At 62.0% G+C, this 17,019-nt stretch carries 16 protein-coding genes; 10 read left to right on the forward strand and 6 right to left on the reverse strand.

Annotation, left to right across the window (positions count from 1 at the left end; genetic code table 11):
* The 4 genes from KGB07_RS28265 (at position 1) to KGB07_RS28280 (ending at position 5,082) form a co-directional block, all read left to right on the forward strand.
* Complete coding sequence (locus tag KGB07_RS28265) at positions 1-1,059, forward strand: alpha-ketoacid dehydrogenase subunit beta (RefSeq protein ID WP_015095444.1); 1,059 nt, start codon at positions 1-3, stop codon at positions 1,057-1,059.
* Positions 1,060-2,334 (forward strand): dihydrolipoamide acetyltransferase family protein, encoded by a 1,275-nt coding sequence (locus tag KGB07_RS28270; protein ID WP_046037317.1) that lies wholly within the window; start codon positions 1,060-1,062, stop codon positions 2,332-2,334. It begins immediately after the preceding gene.
* Positions 2,335-2,352: 18 nt separating this feature from the next.
* The gene (lpdA, locus tag KGB07_RS28275; RefSeq protein WP_223467323.1) at positions 2,353-3,735 is read left to right on the forward strand and encodes a dihydrolipoyl dehydrogenase; all 1,383 of its coding nucleotides are present in this window, start codon (positions 2,353-2,355) and stop codon (positions 3,733-3,735) included.
* Positions 3,736-4,062: 327 nt separating this feature from the next.
* On the forward strand, positions 4,063-5,082 hold the full coding sequence (locus tag KGB07_RS28280) for a branched-chain amino acid aminotransferase (RefSeq protein WP_046037319.1): 1,020 nt from the start codon (positions 4,063-4,065) through the stop codon (positions 5,080-5,082).
* A 164-nt stretch (positions 5,083-5,246) separates the two neighbouring features.
* On the opposite strand, the gene KGB07_RS28285 is transcribed toward KGB07_RS28280, so the two are convergent.
* Entirely contained in the window at positions 5,247-6,011 is a 765-nt protein-coding gene (locus tag KGB07_RS28285) for an ArsR/SmtB family transcription factor (RefSeq protein ID WP_223467325.1), read from the reverse strand.
* 79 nt (positions 6,012-6,090) lie between these two features.
* Here KGB07_RS28285 and KGB07_RS28290 point away from each other — a divergent pair, with 79 nt between their 5' ends.
* The gene (locus KGB07_RS28290; RefSeq protein WP_223467327.1) at positions 6,091-7,200 is read left to right on the forward strand and encodes a cytochrome P450; all 1,110 of its coding nucleotides are present in this window, start codon (positions 6,091-6,093) and stop codon (positions 7,198-7,200) included.
* 11 nt (positions 7,201-7,211) lie between these two features.
* Here KGB07_RS28290 and dmeF read toward each other — a convergent pair whose 3' ends face one another.
* From dmeF to KGB07_RS28305, 3 genes are all read right to left on the reverse strand, one after another.
* Complete coding sequence (gene dmeF / locus KGB07_RS28295; RefSeq protein WP_046037322.1) at positions 7,212-8,144, reverse strand: CDF family Co(II)/Ni(II) efflux transporter DmeF; 933 nt, start codon at positions 8,142-8,144, stop codon at positions 7,212-7,214.
* Positions 8,145-8,157: 13 nt separating this feature from the next.
* Positions 8,158-8,433, reverse strand: a complete 276-nt coding sequence (locus KGB07_RS28300; protein ID WP_046037323.1) for a metal/formaldehyde-sensitive transcriptional repressor — start codon at positions 8,431-8,433, stop codon at positions 8,158-8,160.
* A gap of 136 nt (positions 8,434-8,569) precedes the next feature.
* Entirely contained in the window at positions 8,570-9,046 is a 477-nt protein-coding gene (locus tag KGB07_RS28305; RefSeq protein ID WP_080925230.1) for an MEKHLA domain-containing protein, read from the reverse strand.
* A 186-nt stretch (positions 9,047-9,232) separates the two neighbouring features.
* Between KGB07_RS28305 and KGB07_RS28310 the strand changes: the two genes are divergently transcribed.
* Positions 9,233-10,264, forward strand: a complete 1,032-nt coding sequence (locus KGB07_RS28310) for a D-cysteine desulfhydrase family protein (RefSeq protein WP_223467329.1) — start codon at positions 9,233-9,235, stop codon at positions 10,262-10,264.
* 3 nt (positions 10,265-10,267) lie between these two features.
* On the opposite strand, the gene KGB07_RS28315 is transcribed toward KGB07_RS28310, so the two are convergent.
* Positions 10,268-10,606 (reverse strand): FKBP-type peptidyl-prolyl cis-trans isomerase, encoded by a 339-nt coding sequence (locus KGB07_RS28315; RefSeq protein ID WP_223467331.1) that lies wholly within the window; start codon positions 10,604-10,606, stop codon positions 10,268-10,270.
* Positions 10,607-10,777: 171 nt separating this feature from the next.
* Here KGB07_RS28315 and KGB07_RS28320 point away from each other — a divergent pair, with 171 nt between their 5' ends.
* From KGB07_RS28320 to KGB07_RS28330, 3 genes are all read left to right on the forward strand, one after another.
* On the forward strand, positions 10,778-11,851 hold the full coding sequence (locus KGB07_RS28320) for a sensor domain-containing diguanylate cyclase (RefSeq protein ID WP_046037325.1): 1,074 nt from the start codon (positions 10,778-10,780) through the stop codon (positions 11,849-11,851).
* 191 nt (positions 11,852-12,042) lie between these two features.
* Complete coding sequence (locus KGB07_RS28325) at positions 12,043-13,335, forward strand: MFS transporter (RefSeq protein ID WP_046037327.1); 1,293 nt, start codon at positions 12,043-12,045, stop codon at positions 13,333-13,335.
* 26 nt (positions 13,336-13,361) lie between these two features.
* Positions 13,362-14,138 (forward strand): substrate-binding domain-containing protein, encoded by a 777-nt coding sequence (locus KGB07_RS28330; protein ID WP_046037437.1) that lies wholly within the window; start codon positions 13,362-13,364, stop codon positions 14,136-14,138.
* Positions 14,139-14,145: 7 nt separating this feature from the next.
* Here KGB07_RS28330 and KGB07_RS28335 read toward each other — a convergent pair whose 3' ends face one another.
* Positions 14,146-15,042 carry a LysR family transcriptional regulator gene (locus KGB07_RS28335; protein WP_046037328.1) on the reverse strand — a complete coding sequence of 299 codons (897 nt, stop codon included), beginning with the start codon at positions 15,040-15,042 and terminating at the stop codon, positions 14,146-14,148.
* A gap of 158 nt (positions 15,043-15,200) precedes the next feature.
* On the opposite strand from KGB07_RS28335, the gene KGB07_RS28340 reads away from it, so the two are divergent.
* Positions 15,201-17,009 carry a monovalent cation:proton antiporter-2 (CPA2) family protein gene (locus KGB07_RS28340; RefSeq protein ID WP_046037330.1) on the forward strand — a complete coding sequence of 603 codons (1,809 nt, stop codon included), beginning with the start codon at positions 15,201-15,203 and terminating at the stop codon, positions 17,007-17,009.
* Positions 17,010-17,019 lie beyond the last annotated feature (10 nt).

Here is a 17,019-nt window from a genome sequence, read left to right on the forward strand (position 1 = left end):
ATGAACGATCACAACAACAATATCGAGCTGGAAACCGCCATGACCACGACCACCATGACCATGATCCAGGCCCTGCGCTCGGCCATGGATGTGATGCTTGAACGTGACGACAACGTCGTGGTCTTCGGCCAGGACGTGGGCTACTTCGGCGGCGTGTTCCGCTGCACCGAAGGCCTGCAGAACAAGTACGGCACCTCCCGGGTGTTCGACGCGCCGATCTCCGAAAGCGGCATCGTCGGTGTCGCCGTGGGCATGGGCGCCTACGGTCTGCGTCCGGTGGCCGAAATCCAGTTCGCCGACTACGTGTACCCGGCCTCCGACCAGATCATTTCCGAAGCCGCCCGCCTGCGTTATCGCTCGGCTGGCGAATTCACCGCACCGATGACCCTGCGCATGCCATGCGGCGGCGGCATCTACGGCGGCCAGACCCACAGCCAGAGCATCGAGGCAATGTTCACCCAGGTCTGCGGCTTGCGCACGGTGATGCCGTCCAACCCGTACGACGCCAAGGGCTTGCTGATTGCCTCCATCGAAAACGATGACCCGGTGATCTTCCTCGAGCCGAAACGCCTGTACAACGGCCCGTTCGACGGCCACCACGACCGCCCGGTAACCCCGTGGTCGAAGCACCCCGCCGCGCAAGTGCCGGACGGTTACTACACCGTACCGCTGGACGTCGCTGCGATCACCCGTCCGGGCAAGGACGTCACCGTGCTGACCTACGGCACCACCGTGTACGTATCGCAAGTCGCTGCTGAAGAAAGCGGCGTTGACGCCGAAGTCATCGACCTGCGCAGCCTGTGGCCGCTGGACCTGGAAACCATCGTCAAATCGGTGAAAAAGACCGGCCGTTGCGTGGTGGTGCACGAAGCGACCCGTACCTGCGGCTTTGGCGCCGAACTGGTGTCGCTGGTGCAAGAGCATTGCTTCCACCACCTGGAAGCGCCGATCGAACGCGTCACCGGTTGGGACACCCCCTACCCGCACGCGCAAGAGTGGGCGTATTTCCCAGGCCCGTCCCGAGTGGGCGCGGCGTTGAAACGGGTCATGGAGGTCTGAATGGGCACGCACGTCATTAAAATGCCGGACATTGGTGAAGGCATTGCAGAAGTTGAATTGTCGGTATGGCACGTCAAGGTCGGCGACATGGTCGTCGAAGATCAGGTGCTGGCCGATGTCATGACCGACAAGGCGATGGTCGATATCCCGTCGCCGGTGCATGGCAAGGTCATCGCCCTTGGCGGCCAGCCGGGCGAAGTCATGGCGGTTGGCAGTGTGCTGATCAGCATTGAAGTCGAAGGCGCGGGTAACGTTAAGGAGTCGGCGCAACCGGCTCCCGTTAAAGAAGCCCAGGTGGCCACACCTAAAGTTGAAGCCGTGGCTGAAAGCAAACCGGTTGCTGCCCCGGCGCCGAAAGCTGCCGTCTGCCAGGGCCCGATGGTTGCTCGCCAGGCCGATGAGCGCCCGCTGGCCTCCCCGGCCGTGCGCAAGCATGCGCTGGACCTCGGCATTCAATTGCGCCTGGTGCGTGGCAGCGGCCCCGCCGGCCGTGTACTGCATGAAGACCTCGACGCCTACCTGGCCCAGGGTCAGTCGAACGCTTCGGCACCGGTGGCGGCTGCTTACGCCCAACGTACCGATGAACAGCAGATCCCGGTGATCGGCATGCGCCGCAAGATCGCCCAGCGCATGCAGGACGCCACCCAGCGTGCTGCCCACTTCAGTTATGTCGAAGAAATCGACGTCACCGCCGTGGAAGAACTGCGCGCGCACCTCAACGAAAAACACGGCGCGACCCGCGGCAAGCTGACTTTGCTGCCGTTCCTGGTCCGTGCCATGGTCGTCGCCCTGCGCGACTTCCCGCAGATGAACGCCCGCTACGACGACGAAGCCCAGGTCATCACCCGCCTTGGCGCGGTGCATGTGGGCGTCGCGACCCAGAGCGACGTTGGCCTGATGGTGCCGGTGGTGCGTCACGCCGAAGCCCGCAGCCTGTGGGACAGCGCAGCGGAAATCGCTCGCCTGGCCACTGCCGCGCGCAACGGCAAGGCCAGCCGCGACGAGTTGTCCGGCTCGACCATCACTCTGACCAGCCTTGGCGCCTTGGGCGGCATCGTCAGCACGCCGGTGCTGAACCTGCCGGAAGTGGCGATTGTCGGCGTGAACAAGATCGTCGAACGGCCAATGGTGATCAAAGGCCAGATCGTGATCCGCAAGATGATGAACCTCTCCAGCTCCTTCGATCACCGCGTGGTCGACGGCATGGACGCGGCGCTATTCATCCAGGCCATCCGTGGCTTGCTCGAACAACCCGCTACCTTGTTTGTGGACTGATTTTTGTTGGAGAGCACCATGCAAACTTTGAACACCACTCTGCTGATCATCGGCGGCGGTCCTGGCGGTTATGTGACAGCGATCCGTGCCGGCCAGTTGGGCATCCCGACCATTCTGGTGGAAGGCCAATCGTTGGGCGGCACCTGCCTGAACATCGGCTGCATTCCGTCGAAGGCACTGATTCACGTCGCCGAGCAGTTTCACCAGACGCAGCACCACCATCAGCTTTCGGCCCTGGGCATCAGCGTTTCGGCGCCTTCCCTCGATATCACCAAGAGCATTGAGTGGAAGGACGGCATTGTCGATCGCCTGACCACCGGCGTTGCCGCGTTGCTGAAAAAGAACAAGGTCCAGGTCGTTCAAGGCTGGGCCAAAGTGGTTGACGGAAAAACCGTGGATGTCGGCGACACGCGCATCCAGTGCGAGCACCTGGTGCTGGCCACCGGTTCGAAAAGCGTGAACCTGCCGATGTTGCCGATTGGCGGGCCGATCATCTCGTCCACCGAGGCCCTGGCGCCGACGTCCGTACCCAAGCGCTTGATCGTGGTCGGCGGTGGCTACATCGGTCTGGAGCTGGGCATTGCCTATCGCAAGCTCGGCGCCGAGGTCAGCGTGGTGGAGGCGCAGGAACGCATCCTGCCGGCCTACGACGCCGAACTGACCCAGCCTGTGCACGACGAACTGAGAAAACTCGGCATAAAGCTTTACTTGAAACACAGCGTGCAAGGCTTTGATTCAAAAGAAAATACATTGCAGGTATTGGCCCCGAACGGCGCGACCCTGAACCTAGAGACCGATCAGGTGCTGGTGGCCGTCGGTCGCAAGCCGAACACCCAGGGCTGGAACCTCGAAGCGCTGAACCTGGACATGAACGGTTCGTCGATCAAGATCGACCACCGCTGCCAGACCAGCATGCGCAACGTGCATGCCATCGGTGACCTGAGCGGCGAACCGATGCTCGCCCACCGGGCCATGGCCCAGGGCGAGATGGTCGCCGAGCTGATCAGCGGTAAATCCCGCGAGTTCAACCCGACCGCCATCGCCGCCGTGTGCTTCACCGACCCGGAACTGGTGGTGGTCGGCAAGACCCCGGACGAAGCCAACGCCGCAGGTTGGGACTGCATCGTGTCGAGCTTCCCGTTCACCGCCAATGGCCGGGCGATGACATTGGAGTCGAAAAGCGGCTTCGTGCGGGTGGTCGCCCGTCGGGACAATCATGTGATTGTCGGCTGGCAGGCGGTGGGCGTTGGCGTGTCGGAGTTGTCCACGGCGTTTGCCCAGAGCCTGGAGATGGGCGCACGCCTGGAAGACATCGGCGGCACCATCCATGCGCATCCGACGCTGGGTGAGGCGGTGCAGGAAGCAGCGTTGCGGGCGTTGGGGCATGCGTTGCATCTGTAAGCAGATCGACCGGAGGCCAATTGTGGCGAGGGAGCTTGCTCCCGCTGGGCGGCGAAGCCGTCCCAACCGGACCACCGCGGTCTTTCAGAAGTACCGCGATGTCTGGTTTTACCAGTGCTACGCACTGGAACGGGAGCAAGCTCCCTCGCCACAGGATTTCGAACGATGAGGGATCGGCGGCTTTTTTCATGAGCAGGCTAAGAAATCTGTCCGTCACCCGATAGTCTGGGCTGCGATTTAGCCCAAGAATGAAGTATTGTTGTCCCCATCCAAAAAACGTCAGAAGCCTTGAACCGTTTCGGCGGTTGTTCAGTGATAGAGGGTGTCATGGGTAACGAAAGCATCAATTGGGACAAGCTGGGTTTTGACTACATCAAGACCGACAAGCGCTATCTGTCGTACTTTCGCAATGGCGAGTGGGACAAAGGCACCCTGACCGAAGATAACGTGCTGCACATCAGCGAAGGCTCTACTGCCCTTCACTATGGCCAGCAATGCTTCGAAGGGATGAAGGCCTATCGTTGCAAGGACGGCTCGATCAACCTGTTCCGCCCGGACCAGAACGCCCTGCGCATGCAGCGCAGCTGCGCCCGCCTGCTGATGCCGCAGGTGGAAACCGAGCAGTTCATCGAAGCCTGCAAGGAAGTGGTCCGCGCCAACGAGCGTTTCATTCCGCCGTACGGCACTGGCGGCGCGCTGTACCTGCGTCCGTTCGTGATCGGCGTGGGTGACAACATCGGCGTGCGTACCGCCCCCGAGTTCATCTTCTCGATCTTCTGCATTCCGGTTGGCGCCTACTTCAAGGGCGGCCTGACCCCGCACAACTTCCTGATCTCCAGCTACGACCGCGCCGCGCCACAAGGCACCGGTGCCGCCAAGGTCGGTGGCAACTACGCCGCCAGCCTGATGCCGGGCTCCCAGGCCAAGAAAGCGCATTTCGCCGACTGTATCTACCTGGATCCGCTGACCCATACCAAGATCGAGGAAGTCGGTTCGGCCAACTTCTTCGGGATCACCCACGACAACAAGTTCGTGACCCCGAACTCGCCATCGGTACTGCCGGGCATCACCCGTCTGTCGCTGATCGAGCTGGCCAGGTCCCGCCTGGGTCTGGACGTGGTCGAAGGTGACGTGTTCATCGACAAGCTCTCCGACTTCAAGGAAGCCGGTGCTTGCGGTACCGCTGCGGTGATCACGCCGATTGGCGGCATCAACTACAACGACCACCTGCACGTGTTCCACAGCGAAACCGAAGTCGGCCCGATCACCCAGAAGCTCTACAAAGAGCTGACCGGCGTGCAAACCGGCGACATCGAAGCGCCAGCGGGCTGGATCGTCAAGGTTTGACCTGACGCCAGACGCACAAAAGCCCCCCATCGGGTGACCGATGGGGGGCTTTTTGTTTGCATTGTACTGACAAACCCACCACTCCCCCCCCTGTGGGAGCGAGCTTGCTCGCGATGACGGCATTGCATTCAATACAGAAGCATCCGGAATACACCTATTGTCAGTCAGCGAATGTTCCCGAACTCCACCGAACCTGCCGTCATTTGCGAAACTTTGACATTACCCTCAACCACCAACGGCAATTCGATTCCAAACCGCCTTCCAAACTCTTTGCGCCCCAACCCCGTCAACGCCAACGCCCGACTGTCCAGATCCTGGGTCACCCACTTGCGCTTGAGCGCCGTTTGCAGCAACGCCGCGCCCAGCGACCCGCCCAGATGTGGCCGGCGCATGCTCCAGTCCAGGCACGGGCAGGCAAAGCGGCGGCGCAAGGTGCTCAAGTCCTGTACCTCGATCCCGAGCCCTTGAAACATTGCCGTACCACTGTCGCTCAAGCGATAGGCCTGTTCATCGGTTTCCTCCAGCCAGCCCGCTTCAAGCAACCGGTCATGCAACAGCACCGCCAGGGTTCCCGCCATGTGGTCGTAGCAGGTGCGGGCAAATTGCAGGCGATCCGGGGTCCGCGCCCGGAAGCCCGGCGCGGTGTTCTGGCCGATCACCATCAGTACCTCCAGGGCCTGGGCCACGCGTTTGTCCGCCAGGCTGTAATAGCGATGACGTCCCTGGACGTGCAGCCGCACCAGCGCCAGCTCCTTGAGTTTGGCCAAGTGGGCACTGGCGGTCGACGCGCTGACTTCGGCCACCGCCGCCAGTTCGGTGCTGGTCCGGGCGTGGCCGTCCATCAGCGAACAGAGGATTTTCGTCCGCGCCGGCTCAGCGATGGCTGCCGCCACCTGCGAGACACCGATGTCGTGATGTTCTGCGCTCATATTTCGCTCCCGGACGAATCAAAGCCCTTTCGGACTGGAGATAGTAGCAACTCTTTCCAACAACAAAAGGCTGTGACCCATGGACCCGATCATCGCTGCGACCCATGCCGATCCTTATCCCTACTACGCACAACTGCGTGCCAACGGTGGACTGGCTTTTCATCCGGGGCTGAACCTGTGGGTGGCCAGCAGCGCCCGGGCGGTGGCCGCCGTGCTGGCGCACCCCGATTGCCACGTTCGACCGGCGCAGGAGCCAGTCCCCAAGGCGATCGCCGACGGCATGGCCGGCCAGGTGTTCAGCCAATTGATGCGCATGAATGAAGGTGAACGCCAGCGTTGCCCACGGTCGGCGATTGCGCCGGGGCTGGAGTTGATCGATGCGCGGGAAGTCGAGGCCCTGGTCAGCGCCCGATTGATCACCGCGGATGCCGCTGGCCTGTACAACGCCATGTTTCGCGGACCGGTGTGCGTGGTGGCGGCGTTGTTGGGGTTCACCCCGGCCCAGGGCCGCGCCATCAGCGAGTTGACGGCGGATTTCGTCGCCTGCCTGTCGCCCTTGAGCGACGCGGCACAATTGACCGCCGCCAACGCTGCCGCCGAACAATTGAGCGGTTACTTCATCGAATTGCTCGACGATCCGCACAACCACAGCCCTTTGCTGGCAGGCATCCGCCAACGTTTCGCAACCGGCGCGCCGCAAACCCTGATCGCCAACCTGATCGGCCTGCTCTCCCAGACCTTCGAGGCCACTGCCGGGCTGATCGGCAACGCCGTGCTGGCATTGATTCAACATCCGTTGTTACGCGGCGAATCAATCCCTGTCGAAGACCTGATGGCCGAAGTGCAGCGCTTCGACCCGCCGGTACAGAACACCCGCCGCTTCGTCACCGCCCCCTGCGAGATTGACGGCGTGAGGCTGAACGCCACCGACGTGATCCTGGTGCTGCTGGCCTCGGCCAATCGCGACCCGCAGCTCAACGACAACCCCGACACCTTCCTGCTCGACCGCCCGAACCGGCGCAGCTTCACCTTCGGTGCAGGGCGCCATCAATGCCCGGGGCAACGCCTGGCGTTGAGCATTGCCGGCGCCACGCTCAGGCAGTTTCTGGCGATGAGGCCGGCACTGGAGCAGCTGAAGTGGCAATACCGCCCATCCACGAATGGACGGATTCCGCTGGTCAGTGACTGACCGCAAGCCGCTCAAGCCGTGCGGTATTCAACGGTCAAATGAGACAGTTCATGGACCGGCGCCAGGCGTTCGCGAATGCTGTCGGCACTGACATTGGCCGCGGCCACAACGCTGACAATCGCGGCCCGCGCCTGGGGGCCAACCTGCCAGACATGCAGATCGCTGATGCGCACATCGTCCGATGACTCCAGCAGTTCACGAATTTCATCGGCAACGTGCTCATCCGTGACATCGAGCAACACCGCAGCGCTGTCACGCATCAATCCAACGGCCCACTTCGCGATCACGATGGCGCCCACGATGCCCATCACCGGGTCCAGCCACACCCACCCCAGATAGCGCCCGGCCAGTAACGCGGCAATCGCCAGCACCGAGGTCAAGGCGTCGGCCAACACATGGACATACGCCGAGCGCAGGTTGTTGTCGTGATGGTGATGATGGCCGTGGTCATGGCTATGTCCGTGATCGTGGCCATGATGGCCGTGGTCGCCAGCCAGCAAAAAGGCACTGGCGATGTTCACCGCCAGCCCCACCACCGCAATCACCGTCGCTTCGGTGAATGCCACGGTCGTTGGCTGAAACAGGCGATAAACGGACTCACCGGCAATGCCGATCGCCACTAGCCCCAGCACCATGGCCGAGGCAAAACCGGCGAGATCCCCGACCTTGCCGGTGCCGAAGCTGTAGCGCGCGTTGTTGGCATTGCGTCGTGCGAATCCATAGGCCGCCGCCGCGATGCCCAAGGCCCCGGCATGGGTGGCCATGTGAAAACCATCGGCCAGCAGGGCCATGGAACCAGTGATGTAACCGGCAGCAATTTCACCAATCATCATCACGAACGTCAGCGCCACCACCCATAAGGTGCGTCGGGCGTTTTCATCATGGGATGCGCCGAGAAACACATGATCATGGGCAAAACGCGAAGCCTGGGGTGTCTGTTTCATGGAATTCAGGCCTCTATTTGGCATAACGGCGGATGGCCAGCAACAAGTCTTCCACGCCCTGGGCGCGCTCTTCATCGCTCAAGTCCGGATGGGCCACGTGCTCGCGGGCATGGGCGTCGATGAACTGCTCCAGCAGACCATTGACCGCGCCCCGGATGGCGGCGACCAGGTGCAGGGTCTTGGCGCAATCGGCATCGGACTCAAGCGCTCGCTCTACGGCCTCCACCTGCCCGGCAATCCGTCTGACCCGCTTGATCAAGTCATCTTTATGTTCGTGAATGTGCGACATACCTATACCCCCTACCCCTATATGGCGCGTATGTTCGCCGATAGAGCGCAGCCTGGCAAGTCACAACCCGATGACAGGTCGGGTTGATATCGATATTCGCCAGCCGGTCGGCAGGCCGTCCGCTAAAGGTTGGGGCTCAACACCCCAACTGCCCGACCCGCTCTGCATCCGGCCAGAACAACGCCGCCTGCCCCACGCGCAACCCCTGTTGATCGATCAGCGTCCACACCTTGCCTTCATGAATCATGAAGGCACTACCCTGCCGATCCACCCGATAGCCGCTGTAACCGTGGGCAATGCCATGGGCCGTGACCTGCTCCAGCAGGGTCTGGCGCACCGCGCGGTCCAGTGGCGAGGCGCTGAAGCGTGACGGCATGCCCAGAAATTCCGGGCGCGGGTACTTGAAGCAGGTCAGCGCCTGTTCATTGGCGTAGAAGAACAGAGGGTCGTCCTCCGTGCCGTGGGCCAGCAAGCTGTAGGGCGCGTGGGCGTGCAGCCAGAGCAGGCGTTCAGGCCCGCTCAGCGCCTGCGGTGCTGGCAGGGGTTCACCGGTCCAATGCCGATAAGACTCGTCCAGCAGTTCGATGGCCGTGGCGTATTCGTTGATTGGCAACCCGCCTTCTCCTCTTCAGATCGTGGTTTCAAGTCCGGTTCAGCCTATCCAAAGCGACCTGGAAAGTCCCGCCGCCCGGCCGATTAGTTACACCGTGTTAAAACAGTCATGACCGGCAGTGCGTTTATCCCACCGACCTTTCTCCATAAAGTCAGCCTGATCATGGTGAACAACGAGGCTCGATCGATGCAGACCCAACTGGACAAGTCCCTGAGTGTTTTTGCGCGGGCAGACCTGCTGCAAGGTCCCACCCCCATCCAGCGGGCTGCGCGACTCGAACAGCAGCTGGGCCTGGACAAGCAGGGTATCGGCCTGTTTCTCAAACGCGACGACCATATGTTGATCGGCGCGGGCGGCAACAAGCTGCGCAAACTTGAATTCCATATTGGCGCGGCGCTGCAAGCCGGGGTCGATACGATCATTACCGTGGGAGGTATCCAGTCCAATCATGCGCGCCTGACCGCCGCGGTGTGCGCCCGGCTGGGCATCGACTGCGAGCTGTTCCTGACCCGGGCCGTCGCCAAGGCCGAGGTGGATTACGAACTCAATGGCAACGTGCTGCTCGACCAACTGTTCGGCGCACAGATGCAGGTGTTTGCCGGCGGTACCGACTCACTGGCCAAAGCCGAGGCCAGGGCGGCGCAGCTTCGGGATTGCGGGCGCAAGGTCATGGTTCTGCCGACCGGTGGCTCGACCCCTTTGGGCAGCCTCGGCTACGCTCGCTGCGCAGCGGAAATCGCCCGGCAAGAGGCGGAGCTGGATCTGACGTTCAACCAAGTGGTGGTCCCCAATGGCAGCGCCGGGACCCATGCCGGGCTCGCGGCGGGTTTCCAGTTGCTTGGACGGGGTACGTCGGTGGTCAAGTCGTTCTCGGTGTTGTCCGACCAGGACTCATCAGCGGCGAGAACCCTGCAATTGACCCGCGAGACACTGGCGCTCCTGGGCAGCAGCGCCGAGGTGCAAGCTGCCGGGATGGTGATTGATGGCAGCCAGCTGGGCGCCGGCTATGGTTTGCCAACCGCCGCCATGCAGGACGCGGTACGCCTGATGGCCCGTGCCGAAGGCCTGCTGGTCGACCCGGTGTACTCCGGCAAAGCCTTTGCGGGATTGCTGGCCGACTTGCAGCAAGGGCGATTCGCCACCGGGGACAACGTGCTGTTCGTCATGACCGGCGGCACACCTGGCCTGTACGCGTACCGGGAAACCTTTCAGGCCTGAGGGTCAATCATCCCGCGTCAGCACTTCCAGCAATTCAATTTCGAAGATCAGGTTCGAATTCGGCGTGATCTTGCCCATGGTGCGCTCGCCATAGGCAAGGTGCGCCGGCACCAACACCTTGCGCTTGCCACCGACCTGCATGCCAATGATGCCCAGGTCCCAGCCCTTGATGACCCGCCCGGTGCCGATCACGCACTGGAAGGGTTTGCCCCGGCTGTAGGAAGAGTCGAATTCGGTCCCGTCCTCCAGCCAACCACGGTACTGGGTGGTGATCAGCGCGCCTTTTACGGCGGCTTTTCCGTCACCCACCTGAAGATCGATTACCTGAAGCTCGTCATTCATTGAATTCACTCGTATGCTCTCTCGCCCTCAAGGGCCTGATGGGCGCCGTTTTCCCAGATTTGCTCGCGATTGGCAACCATTGCCGCCTCCCGCGCGGCGTTCAAAGCGGTTTGCTGAACTAAAATAATCAACAATTACCCTACGGTTCACCGCCCTGATGGCCATCCCCGAATGATCCTGCTCTGGACCAGCGTCATCCTTGGTTCAACGACGCTCACCCTGATCGTCGCGCTGGTCTGGCGCGAACGTTCGCTGCAAAAGCAACTGGCCGAATATCGCAGCATCGTCACCCGCCTGTCCGAAGGCCAGAGCATCCATCAGGACGGCGACGCCGAGCGCTTCAAACGCAGCCAGTACTTTGCCCGCATCGGCACCTGGGATTGGGATGTCGACACCGACCGGTTGTACTGGTCAGATGCGATTTTCGGCATGTTCGGCTTCAAGATCGGCGAAGTGACGCCCTCCTACGCCCTGTTCTGCTCCTGCGTGCATCCGGACGACCGGCCCAGGGTTCGGGCCGGCGAACTGCGTTGCCTGGAAACCGGCGAAAACCATGACGAGGAATACCGCGTGGTCTGGCCCGACGGAACGATCCGCTGGCTGCGCGAAACCGGCAACGTGGTCAAGAACGACCACGACGAAACGGTCAAGATGATGGGCGTGGTACGCGACATCACCGAAGAAAAGGCCTCGGCCAACTACCTCAAGCACCTGGCCCATTACGACCCGTTGACCGGCCTGCCCAATCGCCTGGTGCTCGAAGAACGCCTGTCCGAAGCGCTGGAGCTGGCGCGCACCAGTGCCACGCGGGTGGCGCTGGTGTTTGTCGACCTCAATGGTTTCAAGGCCATCAACGACCGCTATGGTCATGCGGCCGGCGACCGCGTGCTGGTCACGACCGCCACCCGGCTCAAGCGCATTCTGCGCGGCACCGACACCGTCGCCCGGATCGGCGGCGACGAATTCGTGGTCATTCTCCAGGACCTGCCCCAGGGCAATAGCCTTCAAGACGAAGCGCGCAGCATCTGCCAGAAAATCTTCGTCGAACTCTCCCCGCCCGTCACCATCGGCAACGACCAGCGCCACATCGGCACCAGCCTCGGCGTCGCGGTGTTCCCCGATCATGCGTCGAGTATCGACCGTTTGCTGCACATTGCCGACCTGGCGATGTATGAGGCCAAACGCAGCGGGAACAATCAATATCGGCTGGGCACCGAGAGCGTTGCGCGGGCGCATAGCGAATAGCGCTTCGTCGACGGGAGCCTGTACCGGTAACTGCACGAGCAAGGCCACGAATGCATTGATCCGCTTCACGCATCAATGCATGCCAACAATGCAATTAACATATCGATGCCCCTGCTCCACTATCCGCCCCAATAAGAACCGTGCGCCGCGTCCAGCCGGCGCACGTCATAAAAGCGGTGGAGTATTTATCGATGACAGCCTCAATCCCGCGCGGACGCTCTCGCGCCAGTGCCATTTTCCGGGTCACCTCGGGCAACTTCCTCGAACAGTTCGACTTCTTCCTTTTCGGTTTCTATGCCACGCAGATCGCTGCCGTGTTCTTTCCGGCCAGCAGCGAATTCGCCTCGCTGATGATGACCTTCGCCGTGTTCGGTGCAGGCTTTTTGATGCGTCCGTTGGGCGCCGTGGTGCTGGGTGCCTATATCGATGATGTGGGTCGACGCAAAGGGTTGATCGTGACCCTGTCGATCATGGCCAGCGGCACCATCCTGATTGTGCTGGTGCCCGGTTACGAAACCATCGGTCTGTTCGCCCCGGCCCTGGTGCTGATCGGGCGGCTGCTGCAGGGCTTTTCCGCCGGTGCGGAACTGGGCGGCGTGTCGGTGTATCTCGCCGAGATCGCCACACCCGGCCACAAGGGCTTTTTCACCAGTTGGCAGTCGGGCAGCCAGCAAGTGGCGATCATCGTCGCCGCCGCGCTGGGTTACGCCTTGAACCAGTGGATGGCGCCGAGCGTGATTGCCGATTGGGGCTGGCGGATTCCGTTCTTCGTCGGCTGCATGATCGTGCCGTTCATCTTCCTGCTACGCCGCAACCTGGAGGAGACCGAAGAGTTCGCCACCCGCAAACACCGCCCGAGCATGGGTGAGGTGTTCCGCACCCTGGGGCAAAACTGGCTGACCGTGTTCGCGGGCATGATGATGGTCGCCCTGACCACCACCGCGTTCTACCTGATCACGGTGTACGCGCCGACCTTTGGTAAAACCGTGCTGCACCTGAGCACGTCCGATGCGCTGCTGGTGACATTGCTGGTGGGCGTTTCGAATTTCATCTGGCTGCCGATCGGTGGCGCCCTCTCGGACCGCATCGGTCGACGTCCGGTGTTGATCGCCATGGCCTTGTTGGCCATCGCCACCACTTACCCGGTGCTGACCTATCTGGTGAACGCGCCCAGCTTCATCCACATGCTGCTGGTGCTGTTGTGGCTGTCGTTCATCTACGGCCTGTACAACGGCGCGATGATTCCGGCGCTGACGGAGATCATGCCCGTGGAAGTCCGGGTGGCCGGTTTCTCCCTCGCCTATAGCCTGGCCACGGCCGTGTTCGGCGGGTTCACCCCGGCGATGTCGACCTTGCTGATCCAGTACACCGGCGACAAGGCGGCGCCGGGTTACTGGATGAGCTTTGCAGCACTGTGCGCGCTGTGCGCCACGCTCATGCTCTATCGCCGCGCCTCGAATCATCTGCAACCGGTGGCGTCGTGAACCGGCCCTTCATCGAGAACATGACCATGAAAAAAACCTTCAATCTTGCCGCCCTCGCGTTGCTGGTCAGCCTGGGCTTGAGCAGCATTGCCCAGGCTGAAGAGATCCGCGTGATGACCTCCGGCGGCTTCACGGCAGCCTACAAGATCCTCGGCCCGAAATTCGCCGCTTCCACCGGCAACACCCTCGACACCGCGCTCGGTCCCTCCATGGGCAAGGCCCCCGAAGCGATTCCCAATCGCCTGGCCCGGGGTGAGCAAGCCGACGTGGTGATCATGGTCGGTTACGCTCTGGACGATTTGATCAAGCAGGGCAAGGTCGACCCGGCTTCCCGTGTCGAACTGGCGGATTCGCGCATTGGCCTGGTGGTGCGTGAAGGTGCGCCGAAACCGGATATCAGCAACGTCGAGGGCCTGAAAAAGACGCTGCTCGACGCCAAATCAGTGGCCTACTCCGACAGCGCCAGCGGCGTGTACATCGAGCAGCAACTGTTCAAGCGCCTGGGGATCGAAGACCAGCTCAAGCCCAAGTCGACCATGGTGGCGAAAATCCCCGTGGGTTCGGTGGTTGCCACTGGCGACTATCAACTTGGCTTCCAGCAGGTCAGCGAATTGTTGCCGGTGCCGGGGGTCAGTTTCGTGGCGAAGATTCCGGAGTCTGTGCAGTCGGTCACCCGGTTTGCCGCCGGCATCCCGGTAGGTGCCCGGCACCCGGCCGAAGCCAAGGCTTTACTGGACTACATGGCCTCGGCCCAGGCTCAACCGGACGTGAAAGCAACCGGACTGGACTCGGTCAGTCGCTGACCGACGGCTACAGGACTTTCATCTCCACCACCAGCCGTTCCAGCTCCAATGCCGCCGGGGTCAGGGTTCGCCCCCGGCGCTTGATCAGACCGACGCTGCGCATCACCTGCGGATCGGTCAACGGCACCCGCGTCAGGATCGGATGGTCCGCCGCCGGCATCGCCATCAGCGGCACCGCCGCCACGCCCAACCCGGCCTCCACCAGCCCGATCATGGTGGTCACGTGACGGGTTTCGCAGATGCTCGGCCGCTGCGGCACCACGCCGGTCAGTGCCTGATCCAGCAGAAAACGGTTGCCCGAGGTTTTATCCAGCGAGATGTAGTCCTGCTGATAGAACTCGTCCCAAGTGACACTGCTTCGCCCCGCCAGCGGATGATCGCGCCGGCACGCCACTACATACCCCTCTTGCACCAAGGGCTCGAAATCCACTTCGGCTTCCAGCGTGCCCATGAAGCTCAGGCCGAAATCCGCTTCGCCATTGACCACCGCACTCAATACGTCGTGGGCGCTGGAGTCCAGCACCTTGACCTTGATCCGTGGAAACTGCCGGTGATAGTGCGCGATCACTCGCGGCATGAAGTAGTAAGCCGCCGAGGGTACACAGGCGACCGTGACATGGCCGAGTCGGGTCGAAGCGACTTCGCTGATGCCCAGCAATGCCACGTCCAGATCATCCAGCAGGCGCTCGACGCTGGGCATGAAACCCCGTCCAGCCTGGGTCAGGCTGACCTTGCGCGTGGTGCGTTCGAACAGCCGCACGCCGAGGGCGTCTTCGAGCTTTTCGATGCGCCGGCTCAAGGCTGGCTGGGATATCCGTACCGTATCGGCGGCCTTGCGGAAGCTGCCCTGCTCGACCACGGCGCGGAAGGCCTGCAGATCGTTGAGGTCGAAGTTGATCGCCATGGGGTCTACTCGAGAGGGACAGTTTGATTGATCAGCTAATTCTATAAATGTAACCAATTAATGCAAATTGTAACATCTGAGCCCGAGCGTTTTGCTGACGCCGAAGGGCCCAGCCTTTATTCTTGTCACCCCCGCTGTACCGAGTCCGGAGTTTTCTCATGCCCCATGAAGGCAACCTGCTACAAACCGCTGTCGTGTTTCTGATGGCGGCCGTTCTCATCGTTCCCTTGGCCAAGCGCCTGCAACTGGGGGCGGTTCTGGGCTATCTGTTTGCCGGGGTGATCATCGGCCCGTCGGTGCTGGGCCTGATCGACAATCCGCAAAGCGTCGCGAACATTTCCGAACTCGGCGTGGTGTTGCTGCTGTTCATCATCGGTCTGGAACTGTCGCCGCGACGCTTGTGGGTGATGCGCAAGTCAGTGTTCGGCGTGGGCCTGGCGCAAGTGCTGCTCACTGGCACGGTGATTGGCGTGGTAGCGCTTTGGCTGTTTGGCCAGCCGTTGAACACCGCGATCGTCCTGGGCCTGGGCCTGGCGTTGTCGTCCACGGCGTTCGGCCTGCAAAGCCTGGCTGAGCGCAAGGAACTGACAAGCCCCCACGGGCGGCTGGCGTTCGCGATCCTGTTGTTTCAGGACATCGCCGCGATCCCCTTGATCGCCATGGTGCCGTTGCTTGCCGGTGGCGATCACAGCACGACCGCCAGCGAAAACCTGAACCACGGCCTGCAAGTGCTGGCCAGCATCGCCGTGGTGGTGATCGGCGGGCGTTATCTGCTGCGGCCGGTGTTTCGCGTGGTGACCAAGACCGCGCTGCCAGAGGTCTCCACCGCCACGGCGTTGCTGGTAGTGATTGGCACGGCATGGCTGATGGAGCTGGTCGGAATATCCATGGCCCTGGGCGCCTTCCTCGCCGGCCTGCTGCTGGCGGACTCCGAGTATCGCCATGAACTGGAAGCCCAGATCGAGCCGTTCAAGGGTCTGTTGCTCGGGCTGTTTTTCATCAGCGTCGGCATGGGCGCGAACCTGAGCCTGTTGCTGAGCATGCCGATGGCGGTGCTGGGCCTGACCCTGCTGCTGATCGCGATCAAACTGCCGCTGCTGTTCCTGGTCGGTCGCCTGGCCGGGGGCTTGAAAAAGGTCAGTGCGATCCGCCTGGGCATCGTGTTGGCGGCCGGTGGTGAATTTGCCTTTGTGGTGTTCAAGATTGGTCGCGACCACGGGCTGTTCGCCACGGAGCTGTATGACTTGCTGGTGCTGACCATCACCCTGTCCATGGCCGTGACGCCACTGTTGCTGCTGCTTTGCGCACGCCTGGTCAGCCCGAAAGTGCAACCGGTGGACGTACCGGAGAAGTTCCGCGAAATCGACGCCGACGCGCCACGGGTGGTGATCGCCGGCATGGGTCGCATGGGGCAGATCGTTGCGCGGATATTGCGCGCGCAGAACATCAAGTTCGTGGCCCTCGACACCTCGGTGGAAACCATCGAACTGTCCCGCAGCTTCGGTGGCGTGCCGGTGTTCTACGGCGACCCGATGCGCCCGGAAATCCTCAACGCGGCCAAGGTCGGGGAAGCCGAGTATTTCGTGATCGCCACCGACGACCCGGACACCAACATCAAGACCGCCGAACTGGTGCGCAAGCTCTACCCGCACATGAAAATCATCGCCCGAGCCCGTAACCGCCAGCATGTACACCGGTTGATGGACGTCGGCGCCCACGCCGTGCGCGAAACCTTTTATTCGAGCCTGGAAATGAGCCGGCAAACCCTGATCGGCCTGGGATTGACCCAGGCCCAGGCGGATGCGCGGATCAAACGCTTCAAGCAGCACGACGAAGAGGTGCTTGAAGCCCAGCATGCGGTGTATGACGACGCCGTGAAAGTGATGCAGACGGCGCAGGAAGCGCGGGTCGAACTGGGCAGGTTGTTCGAGTCGGATCAACTGCAGGAGCAGGCGGGCACAAAATGAGGTGAATATG

The organism is Pseudomonas sp. GL-RE-26, assembly GCF_019956275.1.
Classification (GTDB): Bacteria; Pseudomonadota; Gammaproteobacteria; order Pseudomonadales; family Pseudomonadaceae; genus Aquipseudomonas; species Aquipseudomonas grandcourensis.